We start from the raw sequence: 17874 nt of genomic DNA on the forward strand, positions 1-17874 counted from the left end.
ATGTAAATAGATGAAAATAAGTGGATTATCGTTTTGTGTAATCCACTTATTGCCCCCTCCTTGTTAGCTCACTTTAATTTCTTTATACTTTTGACCTGTGCTTCGAAAGTAATGAGAGTAGCCCATTGCTGACGAGCGTCTTATTATTAACTTTAAAACTTAGTACGCATGAAAAAAAACAGGCGAAAAATCCTTTCGGGGAGTCGCAAGATTTTCTTTGCTATCTTGGCAATGTTTTTATCTTTGAGTGCATCCGCACAGCAAATTACTGCATCCGGTCAGGTCCTGGATGCTCAAAAAGAACCGCTAATCGGTGTTAGTGTACAAGAGAAAGGTACGTCTAACGGAGCAATTACCGATTTAGATGGCAACTTCACATTAAACGTTAAGCAAAACGCCATTTTGATGTTCTCTTATGTGGGTTATAAGTCGCAGGAGGTAAAGGCAGCCCAACAGATGAAGATCACACTTCAGGAAGATAATGAAGTGCTTGATGAAGTGGTGGTCATCGGTTATGGTTCGGTGAAACGGAAAGATGTGACTACCGCTATCTCTTCCGTATCTACCAAGGATTTGGATATGCGGCCTATTGTTTCGGCAGGACAGGCCATTCAAGGTAAGGCAGCCGGTGTCTCGGTGATTCAGCCTAACGGTACGCCGGGCGGTGAAATGTCTATCCGTGTTCGTGGTACTACTTCAATGAATGGTAGTAATGATCCGTTGTATGTAGTAGATGGAGTGCCTGTAGACAATATCAAGTTCCTTTCTCCGAATGATATTGAGAGTATGCAGATATTGAAAGATGCCTCATCAGCATCTATCTACGGTTCGCGTGCTGCTAACGGAGTCATTCTAATTACTACGAAGGCCGGTGCAGCCGGTAATGCCAAAGTTTCTTTGACAGCCCAGTTCGGTTTGAACAAAGTGGCCGATAAAGTAGAATCCCTGAATGCAGCACAATATAAAGAATTGCAGGATGAAATCGGACTAGTGTCTTTGCCGGACGGATTACCCGATCGCACCGACTGGTTTGATGAAACGTATACGACCGGAAAGACTCAAAATTATCAGGTAGCTGTATCCAATGGTAATGAGAAAATGAAATATTACCTTTCTGCGGGTTACCTCAAAGAACAGGGAGTGTTGGACATCTCTTATTACAAGCGTTACAATTTCCGGGTAAATTTGGAAAATCAGGTTCGTAAATGGCTGACAGTAAGTGCCAATATCTCTTATTCAGATTATACAAGCAATGGAGGCGGAGCAATGGGAACAGGCTCGAATCGGGGTGGTGTTATTCTGGCTGTTATCAATACACCGACTTATGCGCCGGTGTGGGATGCTTTGAACCCTAATCAGTATTACAATAACTTCTATGGAGTGGGTAATATCACCAATCCATTAGAAAATATGGCCCGCGCGAAAAATAACAAAGACAAAGAAAACCGCTTGTTGGCATCGGGTAATATATTGCTGACTCCATTTCCGGAACTGAAATTTAAGTCTACTCTTACTCTTGACCGTCGCAACGCCGTTAATACCACTTTTCTTGATCCAATTTCTACTGCTTGGGGTCGCAATCAGTACGGTGAGGCTTCGGACAATCGGAATATGAACACAGTGCTGACATTTGATAATGTATTGACTTATAATAAAAACTTCAAGAAACATGGCTTGGAAGTAATGGCCGGTTCGTCATGGACGGATTCAGACTATTCAAATAGCTGGATCAACGGTTCACACTATCGTAGCGATCAGATTCAAACGCTGAATGCTGCCAATAAAATATCTTGGGATAATACAGGTACGGGGGCATCTCAATGGGGAATTATGTCATTCTTCGGACGTGTAGCTTATAACTTCGACAGTAAATACCTGGTAACAGCTAATCTTCGTGCCGATGGTTCTTCTAAATTGCATCCCGATCATCGTTGGGGCGTATTTCCTTCATTCTCTGCAGCCTGGCGTATTTCTTCGGAAAAGTTCATGGAGAACCTTACATGGATTGACGATTTAAAATTGCGCGGTGGCTGGGGACAAACCGGTAACCAGTCGGGCATTGGTGACTATGCATATTTGCAGCGTTACAATATCGGTCGTATCGAATGGTTTAAGAAAGGCGGCGAAGGTGATTCTACTGATTATGCAAATGCTGTTCCTACCATTAGCCAGGCCAACTTGCGTACATCTGATTTAACATGGGAAACCACAACACAGACTAATATAGGTCTGGATCTGACCCTATTGAACGGACGGTTGACGTTTAATGCCGACTATTATTATAAGAAGACCAAAAACATGTTGATGAATGTGTCATTACCTGCCGGTGCCGCAGCCGCTACGTCTATTGCCCGTAACGAGGGTGAAATGGTAAATAAGGGTTTTGAGCTTTCTATTAGTTCGAAAAATCTTCGTGGAGGAGCATTTACATGGGATACAGACTTCAATATCTCTTTTAACCGGAATAAATTGACAAAGCTGGAATTACAGAAAGTTTATTACGATGCTAAAACTGCGGATGTGGTGAATGACTATGTGGTACGTAATGAGCCGGGCCGTGCTTTGGGAGGTTTCTACGGTTATATAAGTGATGGGGTAGATCCTGAAACCGGTGAATTGATGTATCGTGATTTGAACAATGACGGTAAAATATCATCTTCCGACCGTACCTATATCGGTGATCCGAATCCGGATTTCACCTATGGTATGACTAATACCTTTTCATGGAAAGGCTTTAATTTGAGTATCTTTATCCAAGGTTCTTATGGAAACGATATTTATAATGCTTCACGTATTGAAACGGAAGGTATGTATGATGGTAAGAATCAGTCGGCCCGTGTACTGAATCGTTGGAAAATACCCGGACAGATAACAGACGTGCCTAAGGCTAATTTCAAATTACTCAATTCTACCTATTTTGTAGAAGATGGCAGTTATTTAAGATTGAAGGATGTTTCCTTGTCCTACAACGTTAAAGGTAAACTGTTGAAGAAATGGGGAATTACCCGTTTGCAACCTTACTTCACGGCTACTAACCTGCTGACATGGACCAGCTATTCGGGAATGGACCCGGAAGTAAACCAATGGGGTAACAGCGGTACGGTACAAGGTATTGATTGGGGTACTTACCCGCATTGCAGATCATACGTGTTTGGTATTAATGTTGAATTCTAATGAAAGGAAAGATTATGAAACTAAGAACTATATTTTACGGATTAACCTCCGGCTTGCTATTGGGACTTTCTTCCTGCTCGCTGAATTATGAGCCATTAGACACCTATTCGGATGTGACGGAAGGAGTGACAAGTGATGGTACAAAAATCGTATTCAAGGATAAAGCTGCAGTTGAAAGTCATCTGACAACGCTTTATAATCAAATGCGTGACCGTCAGGAACATTGGTATGTGGATTTACTTTTGATTTCAGACTCCCATTCGGATAATGCTTATGCCGGTACTACCGGAGCGGAAGTTGTCCCGTTTGAGAATAATTCGATTGAAGGTTCCAATTCTGTGTTGGAACGTGACTGGAACCGTTATTTGGAGGATGTGGCCCGTGCCAATAAACTCATTTGTAACATTGACCTGGTGACAGATAATTCGTTGACTACTGCCGAACGGGCGCAATACAAAGCAGAAGCGAAGATATTCCGTGCCATGGTAATGTTTGACATGGTACGTCTGTGGGGTGATTTTCCGGTGATTACAACGGTGGCTGATGATATTACTTCTGAAAACATTGATGAGGTATATCCGCAATATTTCCCCAAACAAAATACGGAACTTGAAGCTTATCAGCAGATTGAAAAGGATTTGTTGGATGCAGTATTGTATGCTCCGGACAATACGCCGGGGAATAAGACGTTGTTTTCTAAATCTGTAGCTCGTACCTTATTGGCTAAAATATATGCCGAGAAACCTTTGCGTGATTATACGAAAGTTATTCAATATTGTGATGAGGTGAAAGCAGACGGTTTTGATCTGGTAGATGATTTCAGTGATTTGTTTGGAATGAATGCTGCGGGAACAGATGCAAAGATGCGTAATACAAAAGAATCGATTCTTGAAGCACAATTTACATCCGGAGCAGGTAACTGGTGTACATGGATGTTCGGGCGTGATCTCGTGAACTGGAATAACAATTTCACGTGGGCGAAATGGGTGACTCCGTCACGTGACCTGATTAGTGCTTTCAAACAGGAAGGGGATGAAGTCCGTTTCAAAGAATCAATAGTCTATTACGATTGTAATTGGAGCAACTATTATCCGTCTGATAATTATCCGTTCATGTATAAATGCCGCTCTGCCAACAGCAGTATCATCAAGTTTCGTTATGCCGATGTCCTGTTGCTGAAAGCAGAAGCGCTGATTATGCAGGATACGCCGGATTTGGAAGGAGCCGCTGATATAATAGATAAAGTTCGCGACCGTGCCAAATTGGGAGCACTTCCCACCTCTGTCCGTTCAAACAAAAATGCCATGCTGAATGCTTTGCTTAAAGAACGTCGGTTAGAACTGGCTTTTGAGGGACAACGATGGTTTGATCTGGTCCGTCTGGACAAGGTAGAAGAGGTGATGAATGCAGTGTATGCTAAGGATTCAGGACGCAAAGCGCAGATTTACACTTTTGATAAGAACTCTTATCGTTTGCCAATTCCGCAGTCGGTAATTGACGCGAATGATAAGATTCACCAGAATCCGGGTTATTAATTCAACTAAAAACATAGAAAACTTAAGATTATGATAGACATGAGAAATATAGCATTGACCTTTTTAGGATGCTTCACTATATTAGCTGCATGCAGCAACAGTGACGATGCGGAGAAACCGGTTACACCTGTTCCGACCGGAGATGTGACTATTTATGCAACCACTAGCAGCCTGACTCGCGATTTGACCCGTGATGCCGTTAATTTCAGCTCGAAAGATAATCTGGCACCTACTTCAATCACATTGAATCCGACTGAACAATATCAGACGATGGACGGCTTCGGAGCTGCTATCACAGGTGCCACTTGTTTTAATCTTCTGCAAATGAAACCGGAAGATCGTCACGCCTTCCTTACGGAAACATTCTCTGACGACAAAGGCTTCGGATTTAGCTATATCCGTATCTCCATCGGCTGCTCGGACTTTTCATTGAGTGAATATACTTGTTGCGATACAAAAGGTATTGAGCATTTTGCTTTGCAGAGTGAAGAGAAAGATTATATCCTCCCGATTCTGAAAGAGATTCTGAGCATCAACCCTTCTATTAAAGTCATTGCCGCCCCCTGGACTTGTCCAAAATGGATGAAAGTAAAGAGTCTCACAGACCTTACTCCGCTGGATTCATGGACAAACGGTCAGCTGAATCCGGCCTATTATCAGGACTATGCCACTTATTTTGTGAAATGGGTACAAGCCTTCAACGCCGAAGGCATTGATATTTATGCTGTAACTCCCCAGAACGAACCGTTGAACCGTGGTAATTCCGCTTCGCTTTATATGAGTTGGGAAGAACAGAGGGACTTTGTGAAAACAGCACTCGGACCTAAATTTAAAACAGCCGGACTGGCTACGAAAATTTATGCATACGATCATAACTATGATTATAGTGATATTGAAACGGAAAAGAACTACCCCGGTAAGATGTATGAAGACGCAACTGCTTCCCAATACCTGGCCGGAGCTGCTTATCACAACTATGGCGGGAACCGCGAAGAGCTTTTAAATATACATAAAGCTTATCCTGAAAAGGAACTTCTTTTCACGGAGACTTCTATCGGAACATGGAATAGCGGACGTGATTTGTCGAAACGATTGTTGGAAGATATGAAAGAAGTAGCATTGGGTACGATCAACAACTGGTGTAGGGGAGTTATAGTGTGGAACCTGATGCTTGATAATGACCGTGCTCCTAACCGTGAAGGCGGTTGCCAGACTTGCTACGGAGCGGTGGATATCAGTAATAGCGACTATAAGACAATTATCCGCAACTCACATTATTATATCATCGCCCATCTTTCAAGTGTGGTGAAACCGGGAGCGGTACGTATCGGTGCATCCGGCTATGCTGATAGCAATATCATGTATTCTGCTTTCGAGAATCCGGATGGAACATACGCTTTTGTACTGATGAATAATAATGAAAAGACTAAAAAGATAACCTTAAGTGATGGTAAGCGTCATTTTGCTTATGATGTTCCGGGCAAATCTGTGACTTCCTATCGTTGGGCAAAGTCGGAATAAGAACCTTAAAACGATCAAGACAATGAAAAAAAACAGTTATATTATATTGGCTTTGGCAGGAATGTTATCCATGAATTCCTGTAATGATGACGAATTCTTGCCCGGTAATCCGAGTATGGAAATCAAAGCAGAGAATGCAGATGCTCTTTTTGGTGATAGTCTTCCGTTTACGATTAAAGCTTCGGATGTGGATGTGCCTCTTTCTACGTTGAAAGCACAGCTTTTTTATGGAGAAGAACAAGTATCTGAAACGGTTATCCGTACAAAGACAAGCGGAAATGACTATACTGGTAAAATCTTTGTTCCTTATTATGCTAATATTCCTAATGGAACGGCAACTTTGAAATATATTCTTCAGAACATTCATTTTACTACCACAGAAATGACGAAAGAACTCGCTCTGGCACGACCGGACTTCCCCTACCTGACATTAGTGGATGAGGAAGGAAAAGAGTACCGGATGGAACGTCAATCCATGTACAAGTATAGTGTGACAGGAGACTTCTCGCAAAAGATGAAAGCGTATATCAAGACTCCGAAAGTGGGAGAGAATGGGAACGAATTGACTTTCGGCTGGGAGAATGGAACGATTGAAGCCGGTTCTACTAATGCTATCTCATTTTCTAATACGGAACCGGGAAATTATGCTATCAAGTTTAATACGTTGACTTACGAGGCAGAACCATTTGCCAAGTTAAAGGTGAACGGTGAAGATATGGAATTGGTAGAGAATGATATCTATGCAATCAAGTTGACTTTGAAGAAGAATGACATTCTAGCGTTTGAAGGGGTGCCTGATTATGATAATTGGTGGATAGACCAGGATTATTTTGAAAAGCAGGAAGATGGAACATTGAAATTCCTGCCGATTGACGGAAGTTACCAAATAACAGCCAATGGTAAAATGAAGTATTTCTCTGTCATTGCTTTGAAGAATGGTGAGGCTGCCAAGTTGCAGGATGATGGAACAGGTGCTATCTGGGCTATTGGAACAGGAATCGGTAAACCGTCGGTGGCACTTTCTGAAGTAGGGTGGACTCCGGAAAACGGTCTGTGTATGCCACAGCTTACTGCGAAGAAGTATCAACTGACATTTATAGCTGGCGTTACCATGAAAGTGGATGATATTAACTTTAAGTTCTTCCATATCAATAAATGGGACAACGGCGAGTTTAAGGGTGATGCTATTTCTACAACGAGTGAATTGGTTAAAATCTCATCGGACGGAAACTTGGGACTGGAAGAAGGTCAGAAGTTCGAAAGAGGAGGTATTTACAGGTTTACAGTTGATGTGACGAAAGGCAATACCAAGGCTGTGTTGACAGTGGAGAAAGTAGGGAAGGTAGATTTACCTGCACCGGATATTTTCTTTGGTAATGATAAGATGGAGGTGACAGATACTGATATATATAAGTCGGAACAGGCGTTTACACAAGGACAAATGATAACTGTCACGGGCATTGATAATTTGAATGAATGGTGGATCGATCCTGATTTCTTTGAGAAACAAAGTGATGGTGCATTGAAGTTCCTGCCGATTAACGGAGATTATCGGGTGACAGCTAATGCTGTTTTGAAGTATTTTTCTGTAATGGCTTTGAAAGATGGTAAACCGGCCAAATTGCAAGATGACGGAACGGGTGCAATCTGGGCTATCGGAAAAGGAATCGGTAAACCTTCTGTTACGTCTTCCGAAGTTGGTTGGGAGCCAGGTAAAGCGCTCTGTCTGGCGCAAGTTGCTTCTAAAAAGTATCAGCTAACCTTGAAAGCCGGGGAAACGTTGAAGACTAGTGGTGACCCGGAAGTGATTAGTTTTAAGTTCTTCCATCAAAATGATTGGGGAGGAGAATTCGGCAATTATGCAAGCTCTATTTTAGTGGAACAGCTTAAACTTGCAGATTCCGGAAATTTGGAAATGCAGGATAATAAAGCATTTGAAGAAGGAGCTGTCTATCGATTTACCATTGATGTAACGAATGGCAATGCAAATGCTGATCTGAAGGTTGAGAAAATAAATTGACCTGAAGATTGATGCCGGATTTTTATTGAACCTATCCTGAAAGGGTATGATGAATTGTACCCTTTCAGGATTCATCTTTGGACGGAATAATGTAAAAAACATTAATAAACCCGTCCGCAACTAGGAAATATCCCCTGTTTGGGAGTCTATATAAATAAAGTATTAATTCATTTCTTATATCATCAATAAACATGAAACTCAAAACAATGTTACTTGGCTTGTCTGTGATGACTGCGTTGCCTGCCTTTGCGCAGAAGCCCGTGTATCTGGATACTGGTAAGCCTATCGAAGAGCGAGTGAAAGATGCATTGAACCGGATGACCCTTGAAGAAAAGGTGAAGATGATTCATGCACAGTCTAAATTTAGTTCGGCAGGCGTTCCCCGCCTCGGAATCCCCGAAGTATGGGCTACCGACGGTCCTCACGGTATCCGTCCGGAAGTGTTGTGGGATGAATGGGATCAGGCGGGATGGACAAACGACTCCTGTATTGCCTATCCGGCACTGACGTGTCTTTCTGCTACATGGAACCCTGAAATGTCGCATCTTTATGGGAAAAGTATCGGTGAAGAGGCGCGTTATCGCAAGAAAGACATCTTGTTGGGTCCCGGTGTGAATATCTACCGTACTCCCTTGAACGGACGTAACTTCGAGTATATGGGAGAAGACCCGTATCTGTCCGCCACTATGGTGGTTCCTTACATTAAAGGTGTACAAGAGAATGGGGTAGCTGCCTGTGTGAAGCATTATGCATTGAACAATCAGGAGTTCAACCGTCATACCACCAATGTGCAATTGAGTGATCGTGCTCTTTATGAAATATACCTGCCTGCTTTTAAAGCGGCTGTTCAGGAAGGTGGAACATGGTCGATTATGGGTGCTTATAATCTCTATCAGGGAGAGCACGCCTGCCATAACAAGCGCCTGCTCAAAGACATTCTTCGTGATGAATGGGGTTTTGATGGCGTTGTAGTGTCCGACTGGGGAGGTGTGCACAACACTGAACAGGCTATTCACAATGGTATGGACTTGGAATTTGGTTCCTGGACGAACGGACTGTCTGCCGGAACGAGAAATGCGTATGATAATTATTACCTTGCTTTCCCTTACCTGAAACTGATAAAAGAGGGTAAAGTAGGAACAAAGGAACTGGACGAAAAGGTTAGCAATGTCCTTCGTCTGATATTCCGTACTTCAATGGATCCGCACAAACCGTTCGGCTCTTTAGGCTCTCCCGAACACGGACAAGCCGGACGTCAGATTGGAGAAGAAGGCATTGTATTGTTGCAGAACAACGGTAACGTATTGCCTATCGATTTGAATAAAACGAAGAAAATAGCAGTGATCGGTGAAAATGCGATAAAGATGATGACTGTGGGTGGTGGTAGTTCTTCTTTGAAAGTGAAATATGAGATTTCTCCGTTGGATGGACTGAAAAGCCGTGTGGGCTCAAAAGCGGAAGTGGTATATGCCCGTGGGTATGTAGGCGATCCGACAGGAGAGTATAACGGTGTGAAAACCGGTCAGGATTTAAAGGACAACCGTTCGGAAGATGAACTGCTCGCTGAGGCTTTGCAAGTGGCTAAAGATGCCGACTATGTTATCTTCTTCGGTGGCTTGAACAAGAGCAATCATCAGGATTGTGAAGATTCGGACCGTGCTTCTTTAGGTTTGCCTTACGCGCAGGATAGAGTGATAAGCGAACTGGCAAAGGTGAATAAAAACCTGATTGTTGTCAATATCTCCGGCAATGCAGTGGCTATGCCTTGGGTGAATGAAGTGCCTGCTATTGTTCAAGGTTGGTTCCTGGGTTCGGAAGCCGGAACAGCTCTTGCTTCCGTATTGGTGGGAGACGCTAATCCTTCAGGAAAACTTCCTTTCACTTTCCCTGCAAAACTGGAAGATGTAGGTGCTCATAAACTGGGAGAATATCCGGGTAATAAAGAAGAACTGGCACAGTCTAAACATAGAGGAGACACCATTAATGAAATCTATCGGGAAGATATTTTCGTAGGTTATCGCTGGGCGGATAAAGAGAAAATCAAACCGTTGTTCCCGTTCGGACACGGATTGAGCTACACTACTTTTGCCTATGGAAAACCTTCGGCCGACAAGAAGACAATGACAGCAGATGATACCATTTCTTTCACAGTCAATGTGAAGAATACAGGCACTCGTGAAGGTCAGGAGGTTGTTCAGCTTTATATCAGCGATAAGAAATCTTCTCTCCCTCGTCCGGTAAAAGAGTTGAAAGGTTTCCAAAAAGTGAAATTGGCTCCGGGCGAAGAGAAAGCAGTAACGCTGACGATTGATAAGAAAGCATTGAGCTTCTTTGATGATGCCAAACACGAATGGGTGGCCGAACCGGGCAAGTTTGAGGCGATCATCGGTAGTTCATCCAGAGATATTAAAGGTATTGTACCATTTGAGTTGAAATAGGTAGATGTTTGGTTAGAGATCTTTTTTTAGGAGATGAAGGCGGTTCCGGGTACAGGAGCCGCCTTCTTTGTTTATAGTCAGGATAGAACTTACTACCATTCACCCTTAATTTGTATTATCTTCCCATATAGGAAAAAGTAGCTTTAAGTTCGATGAGAAAAGGATAAAATCGAATTTGTCCACAAACTGTGGACGATTTGCTTGTTCCGTATCGGGTGCTTACCTGATTTGAAGCGATTATATCCATTCTTCCTCCTCTTCTTCCTCTTCCTCAAATACTACTTCTTCTCCAGAATATTCTTTAAATAATTGTATGATAGCATCTTGTATGTGTTCATGGATATTTCCAACGATCATGATAAACTCTTGTTGTTCATCCTCTGTATGCAAACTCTTGAATTTTTTATCTCTCATCAAATCACTACATAAATCGCCTACCATATCGTCACGATCTTTATTGTTTGCAATAAATTTTTTCAGCCTAACAGTGATTGGAGTTATTACTAATAGTAAGGCAGGAAATAAGATCCTGCAATAATGATTTGTCTGACACCCGGGTCTCGTGCTACCTGACACCCGGGTGTCAGCATGTTCAACACCCGGGTGTTGGTATGTATGAGACCCGGGTGTCGTACAACTTAATTCTACTAAGTGGAATAGACGCAAAGCTATGCTGTTTTAGTTCTGTATAGTATATAAGTTTACTTCATGTTCGTACCAGTTTGAGACAATCATCGGTAGTTCATCCAGAGATGTGAAAGGTACTGTGCCGTTTGAATTGAAATAGGTTAATGTTTGGTTAGAGATTCTTTTAAGGAGATGGCGGCGAGTTTGGGTATTCGCAAAATGCTAAGTGGTTGTAACAAATCGACTTAGCGTTTTTTTATTACCTACATTTTCTCTGTGTTTGCAAAAAATAGTAAGAAAATAGTCGTTTCGCTTGGTAAAGTGTTGTATCATAAGTAATTTTGGGAAAAATAACAATCAAGGTAACCTATGATGGAAAAGGGTATTTGGCAGGAAATAGAGGAACTGTATATGGAGTTTCAGCAACTCGGTATCAGTCAGTCGGTAGACTATGAGAAGTACTACCTCTATTCTCTTATTACCCATTCTACAGCCATTGAAGGTTCTACACTAACCGAAATGGATGCACAGCTTCTTTTTGATGAAGGTGTAACAGCTAAAGGAAAGCCGTTGGTATATCATCTGATGAATGAGGACCTGAAGAAAGCATACGAGCTTGCCAAAGAGGAAGCGCAATGTAATACTGCTATAACTCCTGCTTTCTTGCAGAAGTTAAATGCTACTTTGATGCGGACAACAGGGGGGATACATAATACAATAGGCGGCTCTTTTGATTCTTCCAGAGGAGAGTTTCGTTTGTGTGGTGTTACGGCTGGTGTAGGTGGGCGTTCTTATATGGGTTATCAAAAAGTATCTGCTAAAGTAGAGGAACTTTGCTTCCTGTTGCAGGAGCGGCAAAAGAGTGTGGAAACATTTCGTGAACAATACGAACTAAGTTTTAATGCTCACCTCAATTTAGTGACTATTCATCCTTGGGTGGATGGCAACGGGAGAGCAGCTCGTTTATTGATGAACTATATTCAATTCTGCTATCATCTTTTTCCCGCTAAGATTTTTAAGGAGGATAGGGCAGATTATATCCTTTCTTTACAACAAGCACAAGATGATGAAACCAGCCAGCCTTTTTTGGATTTCATGGCGGTGCAATTGAAAAAATCACTGTCTTTGGAAATTCAAAAATATAAAGCTTCTCACAATAAAGGATTTAGTTTTATGTTTTAATCTTGTAGGGCTTCTTTTGATAAGACTTCCACTCATTTGTATATTGTGTTGTTTTAAGTGTTAATACTTGAGTTATAGGCTATTAATACTTTGTATCTAGGTTATTAATACTTGAGTTGTTGGATATATATACCCAAGATGCAGGATATATATATCCAACGTGCAGGATATATATGCCCAATACATTGGATATATATACCCAACAAATTGGATGTATACACCCATTAATCTATATGATGTAAGCATCTCTATAGTGCTATCTTGTCATTTATCCTTCTGTTTTTTATCTTGTAAGCGTCTCTGCGATGTCGTATTGTTTTATTTTGTGAAGGAGGTGAAGGATGGCTCTTTCTGTATTTTGCATCCTCTTTCACCATAAAGTTTTGATTTATAGTCATTCAGCTAAAGGTGAAACCGGTGAACCTTCAAAATGAATCTTATAGTTGCAAGTAGTCTTTAGACGGTTCTGTCTTAAGCTTATTGCTGTAAACTTCAATTAATACTGATTTTCTTTTCTCTTTTCTGATTTTATATTCTATCTTTGCAATGCTCTTTATCAAAATCCACAGCAGGGAAGCCTGCTGTATCTAATGTGGCAAGCTTTTTTTATGCTTGTCCCATTTTCCTATATGGCGGTTTCGCACCCCCATGTAGGATGTTAATGCACCTACTGCCTGTTGTGGATGGTGAAGAGCAATGGGACAGGCGGAACCGCTTCTTTTATTCCTTAAAACTACCTTTCTGTATCGCCCCATTAAACTTAATTTATTCACCATTTAATTAAAATTCTTATGGAAGAAGTTTTAAGTAACCAGGAGGCCCGTCCGGGGGACGCGACGCAACTCATGCACGCTATCTTTTCATCCGATGATGAAATGATGTCTTTTTATCTGACCCTCAATTGTTTTATGAATCCTGAAAGCTATCTAGTGGAACGAACAGATCGAAAGAGACTGGAGGATTTAGCTAATACGCTTTATAGTAATGTGGCGGCCTTTGAAGCCATCCGTACTTATAAGTCGATAAGTGTGAAAGAGGTGATTAGAGGATTCGGCGCGCACATGATGAATACGCAAATCTCCAATACCAATCGTTTCCAGAGTGCCGATGCAGTGGGAACGTTAATGAATTGTATACTGAATACCACTAAAAACAGTTGGCAGTTTAAGAAAATGGATCGGAATAACAATATACATCTTCAGAATGTACGATACTTATTGAATCGGTTGGATGTGGCAGAATCTAATGAAGAAAAGAATCGTGAAGAAGTAGCGGTATAAACAGCTTTATAGAGCTCATTTAGTGATTATGGTTTAGTTGAGAGTATGATATGAGATACATCACATGTGACGCTATCGCTAAACCCTAATCATTTTGTCAATGATAGGAATATTTATAGATAATGACAGTTTGAAGCGGTAAACATCTTCCTCCAGATGGGAGGGCTACAATAACTTCATGAACTCTGTTATAGTTACAATTTTTGTCCGGTTATGTTTTTCTAGGACTAATAAATCTTTGTCTCCAGTAACAATGTAGTTAGCTTTGATCGTATCGGCTAGAGAGAGTAAATAAAGATCTTTTTTGTCTCTAATCTCTGATTTGCTTTTTGTTTGGATGACGACATATTTTCCGTATAAATGGATAAGTTTAAGTGTATCGTCTAGATCTTCCGGACGAATATATTTTCGTATTTTCTCCCGCGAAGAAACATCATAGAATTCATCTAGCAGCTCACGGCATACATATATTTCTAACGAGGGATGGGTAAGTAATGTGCGCATAGTCGCAATCTTGCGTCCTAGCATGAATGAAATCCATAGATTTGTATCAATAATTATTCTCATTTCTCGTATCTTATAGCATTTAATTCTGTAAGAATCTCTTCTTCAGAAAGATTCACTCTTTTTGGACGTGATGCTATATAGTCTTTTAAAAAGTCTTCTCTGATATCAATGTCCCAACCCATTTTCTTTGCAAGCTCTTTGAAGAATTTTATATCAGACTTTGGTATACTCAAGAAAATACCTTGATTCATAGTTGTATCCATAACTATTTCCCTTTCATTATTAAGTATCTAACGAATACAAAGATAAGAAAGTTCTCTTGTTTCTCAAATCATTTATCATATCTTTATTTCACTTTAGCAAAAATGAAGGATAACATACTGGGCACAAACAATGTGAGGTTATCGCTTGCCCAGTACCAACAGACTTTCCGGTCCCATATTGAACAACAGGTCTATGATACTCAAATTAGGCAGGAAACCCAGTTTGGACTCGAAAACCTGATAGTAAGGTTGCGGAACAAACTCTGTATCCACTTCCCTGAAATCCTTTTTCGGATGAATTACTTCCCGAAAATCGGATTCTCCGGGAGCAAACTCCATCTTATATTCGGAAGTGCGCTCAATGGTGGGGTGAATATCAATCAGTTCACAGACCATCCAGCAGAGTTCTTCGTTGAAATCGATTAAAAACTCGTATTTCTTTTCATAGAAAGGGCGGAAGTCGTCCTTGTAGTACTCAAAGAAAGGAGTATTGTTGTAGGCCGATTCGATGGCGTTCCAATGTAGATGTCTCCAGTTACCGTGGTCGGAGATGCGGATATCCTTCATTGGGCACTTCAATGTATCGGGTTTTACGGTTGGGATGGAAAGAGCTAACTCACCCGATGGGCCGGCAATGGTGCACCGGTTGCGGTAGGTTTGTTTTATATAGTGGTCGTATTGTTCTACAAATACCTTGTCATAAGCCAGTAGTTTGGTATAATATTCAACGGGAGCGAGATAGGCTGAAGAAAAATAAGCGATGTTCATTTCTTTCATTTTAATTCGTTTAGGAGGCTCTGTTATTAAGGATATTATGAGATATTATGAAGGGGTTGTTTCTTTTATGATCCGGAAGATTATTTCACTGTTCTGAAGAAACGGTTCCATCGATATCCGTCAAACAAACCTGTTTCTTTTTCTTTAGAGAACCAAATGATGGAGGCTTTTCCGATGATATGGTCTTGCGGGACAAATCCGAAGAGCCGTGAGTCGGAGAAGTTGACGGTATTGTTAGACCCCATCCAATAGTAATCTTTGGTGAAATAACAGTGTTGTGTGGGTTTTCCGTCCACGTAGAGAGTGTCGTTCTTTATTTCTGCCTGTTTGCCTTCGTGCATCACGAGGGTATTCCGCAGCAAGGTCATGTTCCAGGGATAGACTCGGATAAATTTCCCTTTTCCGGGGACAATCAGCGGATTTGGTTCGGCATCTTCTTTGTTTGACAAAGGTTGGACGAAACTCTCTTTCCCATTCATGGCCTGTTCCAACAGATAATATTCGTAACGGCTGAAACTGCGTACATGGGTGCTGTCATTACTTCCCATCAATCCGTCGTTGGTGATGGAAAGGGTATGCATGAGTGACGTAATCAGATTTTCTTTTGAGGCGGGATACGAATAAAGTCTTTTCTTATCCGGGTTAAACTGTGCCTCCGGAGAAATAACGGAGAAAAGAGAATCGACCAATAACGTATCTCCCGGAACTCCGAGACAGCGGCTGATATAGATTTCCCGACGGTCGATGAGAGGTTGCCGGATTCCGGCAGGATTATTGAATACTACGATGTCTTGCCGACGCACAGGACTCTCGCACCAGCGGTGATAAGAGAAAAGCGACATGAAAGGAATCCGCAGCCCGTAACTCCATTTGTTGACCAGGATACGTTCACCCTGAAAAATGGAATTCTCCATGCCGGTGGAAGGGATAAGGCAGGACGTGAAAGCAAATCCCCGGAGCAGAAGCACTACGGCTACTGCTCCGGCAAATGCTAGTATCCATTTGAATTTACGAATGTTCATCAACTTTTATCACCTTATCACTCTATTCTATCCGTACACTTATCAGTCTACCCACTTGAAGAGGCGGTTCCAGCGAATCTTGCCGTCGAACCATCCACGGTCTTTGTCAAGCGATAGCCATACAACAATCGGTTTGCCCACTACGTGATCTTCGGGTACAAAACCCCAATAACGGGAGTCGGCGGAGTTGTGACGGTTGTCACCCATCATCCAGTAATAATCCATTTTGAAGGTATACTCGTTGGTCTTTTCACCGTTGATGTAGATACCGTCCGGTTTCACTTCCAGCTTATTGCCTTCGTAGGCTACGATGCAACGCTCATAGATAGGCAGGTTGTCTTCTGTGAGGGTAATGGTAGCTCCTTTGGCAGGAATCCAGATCGGACCGTAATTGTTGCGGTTCCATTTGGTATAAAGATTGAGCGGATACATCTGTCCGGCATAATCTTCGGGTTCCATTACTATTTTGCTGATTAGCTTTTTGTTGCCCAAAAGCGTTTCATACATCTTCTTGGTTAGCGGGAAATGATATACCGGATTCAGTTTGCCCTGTGCATTCCGGCTGTCCAGTCCCATTTCCAGCAGTCCGCTTTCCCAGCCGGAGTCTTCTATCAGCATGGTGTCGTCCTTGCTGATACCCAGTTCACGAAGCATATCTTCGGGAATGTACGGACCAGTGGTCTGTACGAAATAGTTGAATTGCAGGTTTTCGGGGTTCTCAATCGCTTTACCGTCAATCATCACCTGTCCGTCTACAATCTGAAGGGTATCACCGGGCAGGCCGACACAACGCTTCACATAATTCTCGCGACGGTCTACCGGACGCCAGAGGACTTCTCCGTAAGTACGCGGGTTGTTCATTATTTGTTTACGTCCGGCAGCATAGTACAAATCATAAATAGCACGTTGCTGGGCGCGTGTCAGACTGTCCATTTCAATCTGTTTGGAATAGATACGTTGTCCCTCGCCGTAAGCCAGCGTATAGAAGTCCGTTGTCTGTTGGTAGTTCACTGCTACCGTATCTCCTGCGGGGAAATTGAAGACAACAATGTCATTCAGTTTCACTTTGCCGAAGCCCGGTACCCGTTTGTACTTCCATTGTGGCCACTCGATATATGATTTAGTATTGAAGACAGGTAATGTATGCTGCGCCAACGGCATGGAAAGGGGAGTGTTCGGTACGCGGGGACCGTAACTCATCTTGCTCACATACAGGAAGTCGCCTACCAGCAATGATTTTTCCAGCGAAGAAGAAGGAATCTGATAATTCTGGAAGATGTAGATATTGACGAAGTAGACAGCAACCAACGCAAACACGATGGCGTCTACCCAGCTCATGACACTGCGGACAGCCGGATTCTTCGACTTCTTCCAAAAAGACCAGGGAATTTTCTTTGTGATATAAATATCGAAAATGAAAGGAACAACAATTAAGCCCCACCAACTCCGTACCCAGATTAGGAAGATGAGGTAAAGTAGAATAGCAGTGGCACATTTGATCCATTGTGCGCGTGTGGCTTGTCTCATA

13 protein-coding genes are annotated in these 17874 nt (G+C 42.1%); 7 read left to right on the forward strand and 6 right to left on the reverse strand.

Annotation, left to right across the window (positions count from 1 at the left end):
* The first annotated feature begins 168 nt into the window (after positions 1–168).
* The 5 genes from DW173_RS04325 (at position 169) to DW173_RS04345 (ending at position 10688) form a co-directional block, all read left to right on the forward strand.
* Entirely contained in the window at positions 169–3174 is a 3006-nt protein-coding gene (locus DW173_RS04325; RefSeq protein ID WP_120143842.1) for a SusC/RagA family TonB-linked outer membrane protein, read from the forward strand.
* Positions 3174–4709: a RagB/SusD family nutrient uptake outer membrane protein gene (locus tag DW173_RS04330; protein WP_199722815.1), complete on the forward strand. Its 1536-nt coding sequence runs from the start codon at positions 3174–3176 to the stop codon at positions 4707–4709. Before DW173_RS04325 ends, DW173_RS04330 begins: the two co-directional genes overlap by 1 nt.
* A gap of 30 nt (positions 4710–4739) precedes the next feature.
* The gene (locus DW173_RS04335; protein WP_120143843.1) at positions 4740–6230 is read left to right on the forward strand and encodes a glycoside hydrolase family 30 protein; all 1491 of its coding nucleotides are present in this window, start codon (positions 4740–4742) and stop codon (positions 6228–6230) included.
* Between the two features lie 22 nt (positions 6231–6252).
* Complete coding sequence (locus DW173_RS04340; protein ID WP_120143845.1) at positions 6253–8250, forward strand: DUF5125 domain-containing protein; 1998 nt, start codon at positions 6253–6255, stop codon at positions 8248–8250.
* 191 nt (positions 8251–8441) lie between these two features.
* Positions 8442–10688: a glycoside hydrolase family 3 C-terminal domain-containing protein gene (locus DW173_RS04345; RefSeq protein WP_199722816.1), complete on the forward strand. Its 2247-nt coding sequence runs from the start codon at positions 8442–8444 to the stop codon at positions 10686–10688.
* Between the two features lie 237 nt (positions 10689–10925).
* On the opposite strand, the gene DW173_RS04350 is transcribed toward DW173_RS04345, so the two are convergent.
* The gene (locus DW173_RS04350; protein WP_008023879.1) at positions 10926–11129 is read right to left on the reverse strand and encodes a hypothetical protein; all 204 of its coding nucleotides are present in this window, start codon (positions 11127–11129) and stop codon (positions 10926–10928) included.
* A 558-nt stretch (positions 11130–11687) separates the two neighbouring features.
* Between DW173_RS04350 and DW173_RS04355 the strand changes: the two genes are divergently transcribed.
* Both DW173_RS04355 and DW173_RS04365 read left to right on the forward strand, forming a co-directional pair.
* A complete protein-coding gene (locus DW173_RS04355; RefSeq protein WP_032812016.1) occupies positions 11688–12497 on the forward strand; it encodes a Fic family protein in 810 nt (269 codons plus the stop codon).
* Between the two features lie 791 nt (positions 12498–13288).
* Positions 13289–13777 carry a hypothetical protein gene (locus DW173_RS04365; RefSeq protein WP_008023881.1) on the forward strand — a complete coding sequence of 163 codons (489 nt, stop codon included), beginning with the start codon at positions 13289–13291 and terminating at the stop codon, positions 13775–13777.
* A 165-nt stretch (positions 13778–13942) separates the two neighbouring features.
* Here the strand turns inward: DW173_RS04365 and DW173_RS04370 are convergent, their stop codons facing one another.
* The 5 genes from DW173_RS04370 to lepB (DW173_RS04390) all read right to left on the reverse strand — a co-directional run bounded on the left by DW173_RS04370 (position 13943) and on the right by lepB (DW173_RS04390) (position 17873).
* On the reverse strand, positions 13943–14344 hold the full coding sequence (locus tag DW173_RS04370; protein ID WP_008023883.1) for a putative toxin-antitoxin system toxin component, PIN family: 402 nt from the start codon (positions 14342–14344) through the stop codon (positions 13943–13945).
* Positions 14341–14547, reverse strand: a complete 207-nt coding sequence (locus DW173_RS04375; RefSeq protein ID WP_120143849.1) for a hypothetical protein — start codon at positions 14545–14547, stop codon at positions 14341–14343. Before DW173_RS04375 ends, DW173_RS04370 begins: the two co-directional genes overlap by 4 nt.
* 138 nt (positions 14548–14685) lie before the next feature.
* Positions 14686–15324 carry a WbqC family protein gene (locus DW173_RS04380; protein ID WP_120143850.1) on the reverse strand — a complete coding sequence of 213 codons (639 nt, stop codon included), beginning with the start codon at positions 15322–15324 and terminating at the stop codon, positions 14686–14688.
* Positions 15325–15404: 80 nt separating this feature from the next.
* Entirely contained in the window at positions 15405–16346 is a 942-nt protein-coding gene (gene lepB, locus DW173_RS04385) for a signal peptidase I (protein ID WP_008023886.1), read from the reverse strand.
* A gap of 42 nt (positions 16347–16388) precedes the next feature.
* Positions 16389–17873: a signal peptidase I gene (gene lepB, locus DW173_RS04390; RefSeq protein WP_008023887.1), complete on the reverse strand. Its 1485-nt coding sequence runs from the start codon at positions 17871–17873 to the stop codon at positions 16389–16391.
* Between the last annotated feature and the right edge of the window lies 1 nt (position 17874).

Origin of the sequence: Bacteroides sp. AM16-13, from assembly GCF_003602705.1 — a bacterium.
Classification (GTDB): domain Bacteria; phylum Bacteroidota; class Bacteroidia; order Bacteroidales; family Bacteroidaceae; genus Bacteroides; species Bacteroides xylanisolvens.

Coding starts and splice junctions, on each gene's coding strand:
- DW173_RS04325 (WP_120143842.1), top strand. CDS start 169: ATGAAAAAAAACAGGCGAAAAATCCTTTCGGGGAGTCGCAAGATTTTC.
- DW173_RS04330 (WP_199722815.1), top strand. CDS start 3,174: ATGAAAGGAAAGATTATGAAACTAAGAACTATATTTTACGGATTAACC.
- DW173_RS04335 (WP_120143843.1), top strand. CDS start 4,740: ATGATAGACATGAGAAATATAGCATTGACCTTTTTAGGATGCTTCACT.
- DW173_RS04340 (WP_120143845.1), top strand. CDS start 6,253: ATGAAAAAAAACAGTTATATTATATTGGCTTTGGCAGGAATGTTATCC.
- DW173_RS04345 (WP_199722816.1), top strand. CDS start 8,442: ATGAAACTCAAAACAATGTTACTTGGCTTGTCTGTGATGACTGCGTTG.
- DW173_RS04350 (WP_008023879.1), bottom strand. CDS start 11,129: ATGGTAGGCGATTTATGTAGTGATTTGATGAGAGATAAAAAATTCAAG.
- DW173_RS04355 (WP_032812016.1), top strand. CDS start 11,688: ATGGAAAAGGGTATTTGGCAGGAAATAGAGGAACTGTATATGGAGTTT.
- DW173_RS04365 (WP_008023881.1), top strand. CDS start 13,289: ATGGAAGAAGTTTTAAGTAACCAGGAGGCCCGTCCGGGGGACGCGACG.
- DW173_RS04370 (WP_008023883.1), bottom strand. CDS start 14,344: ATGAGAATAATTATTGATACAAATCTATGGATTTCATTCATGCTAGGA.
- DW173_RS04375 (WP_120143849.1), bottom strand. CDS start 14,547: ATGGATACAACTATGAATCAAGGTATTTTCTTGAGTATACCAAAGTCT.
- DW173_RS04380 (WP_120143850.1), bottom strand. CDS start 15,324: ATGAAAGAAATGAACATCGCTTATTTTTCTTCAGCCTATCTCGCTCCC.
- lepB (WP_008023886.1), bottom strand. CDS start 16,346: ATGAACATTCGTAAATTCAAATGGATACTAGCATTTGCCGGAGCAGTA.
- lepB (WP_008023887.1), bottom strand. CDS start 17,873: ATGAGACAAGCCACACGCGCACAATGGATCAAATGTGCCACTGCTATT.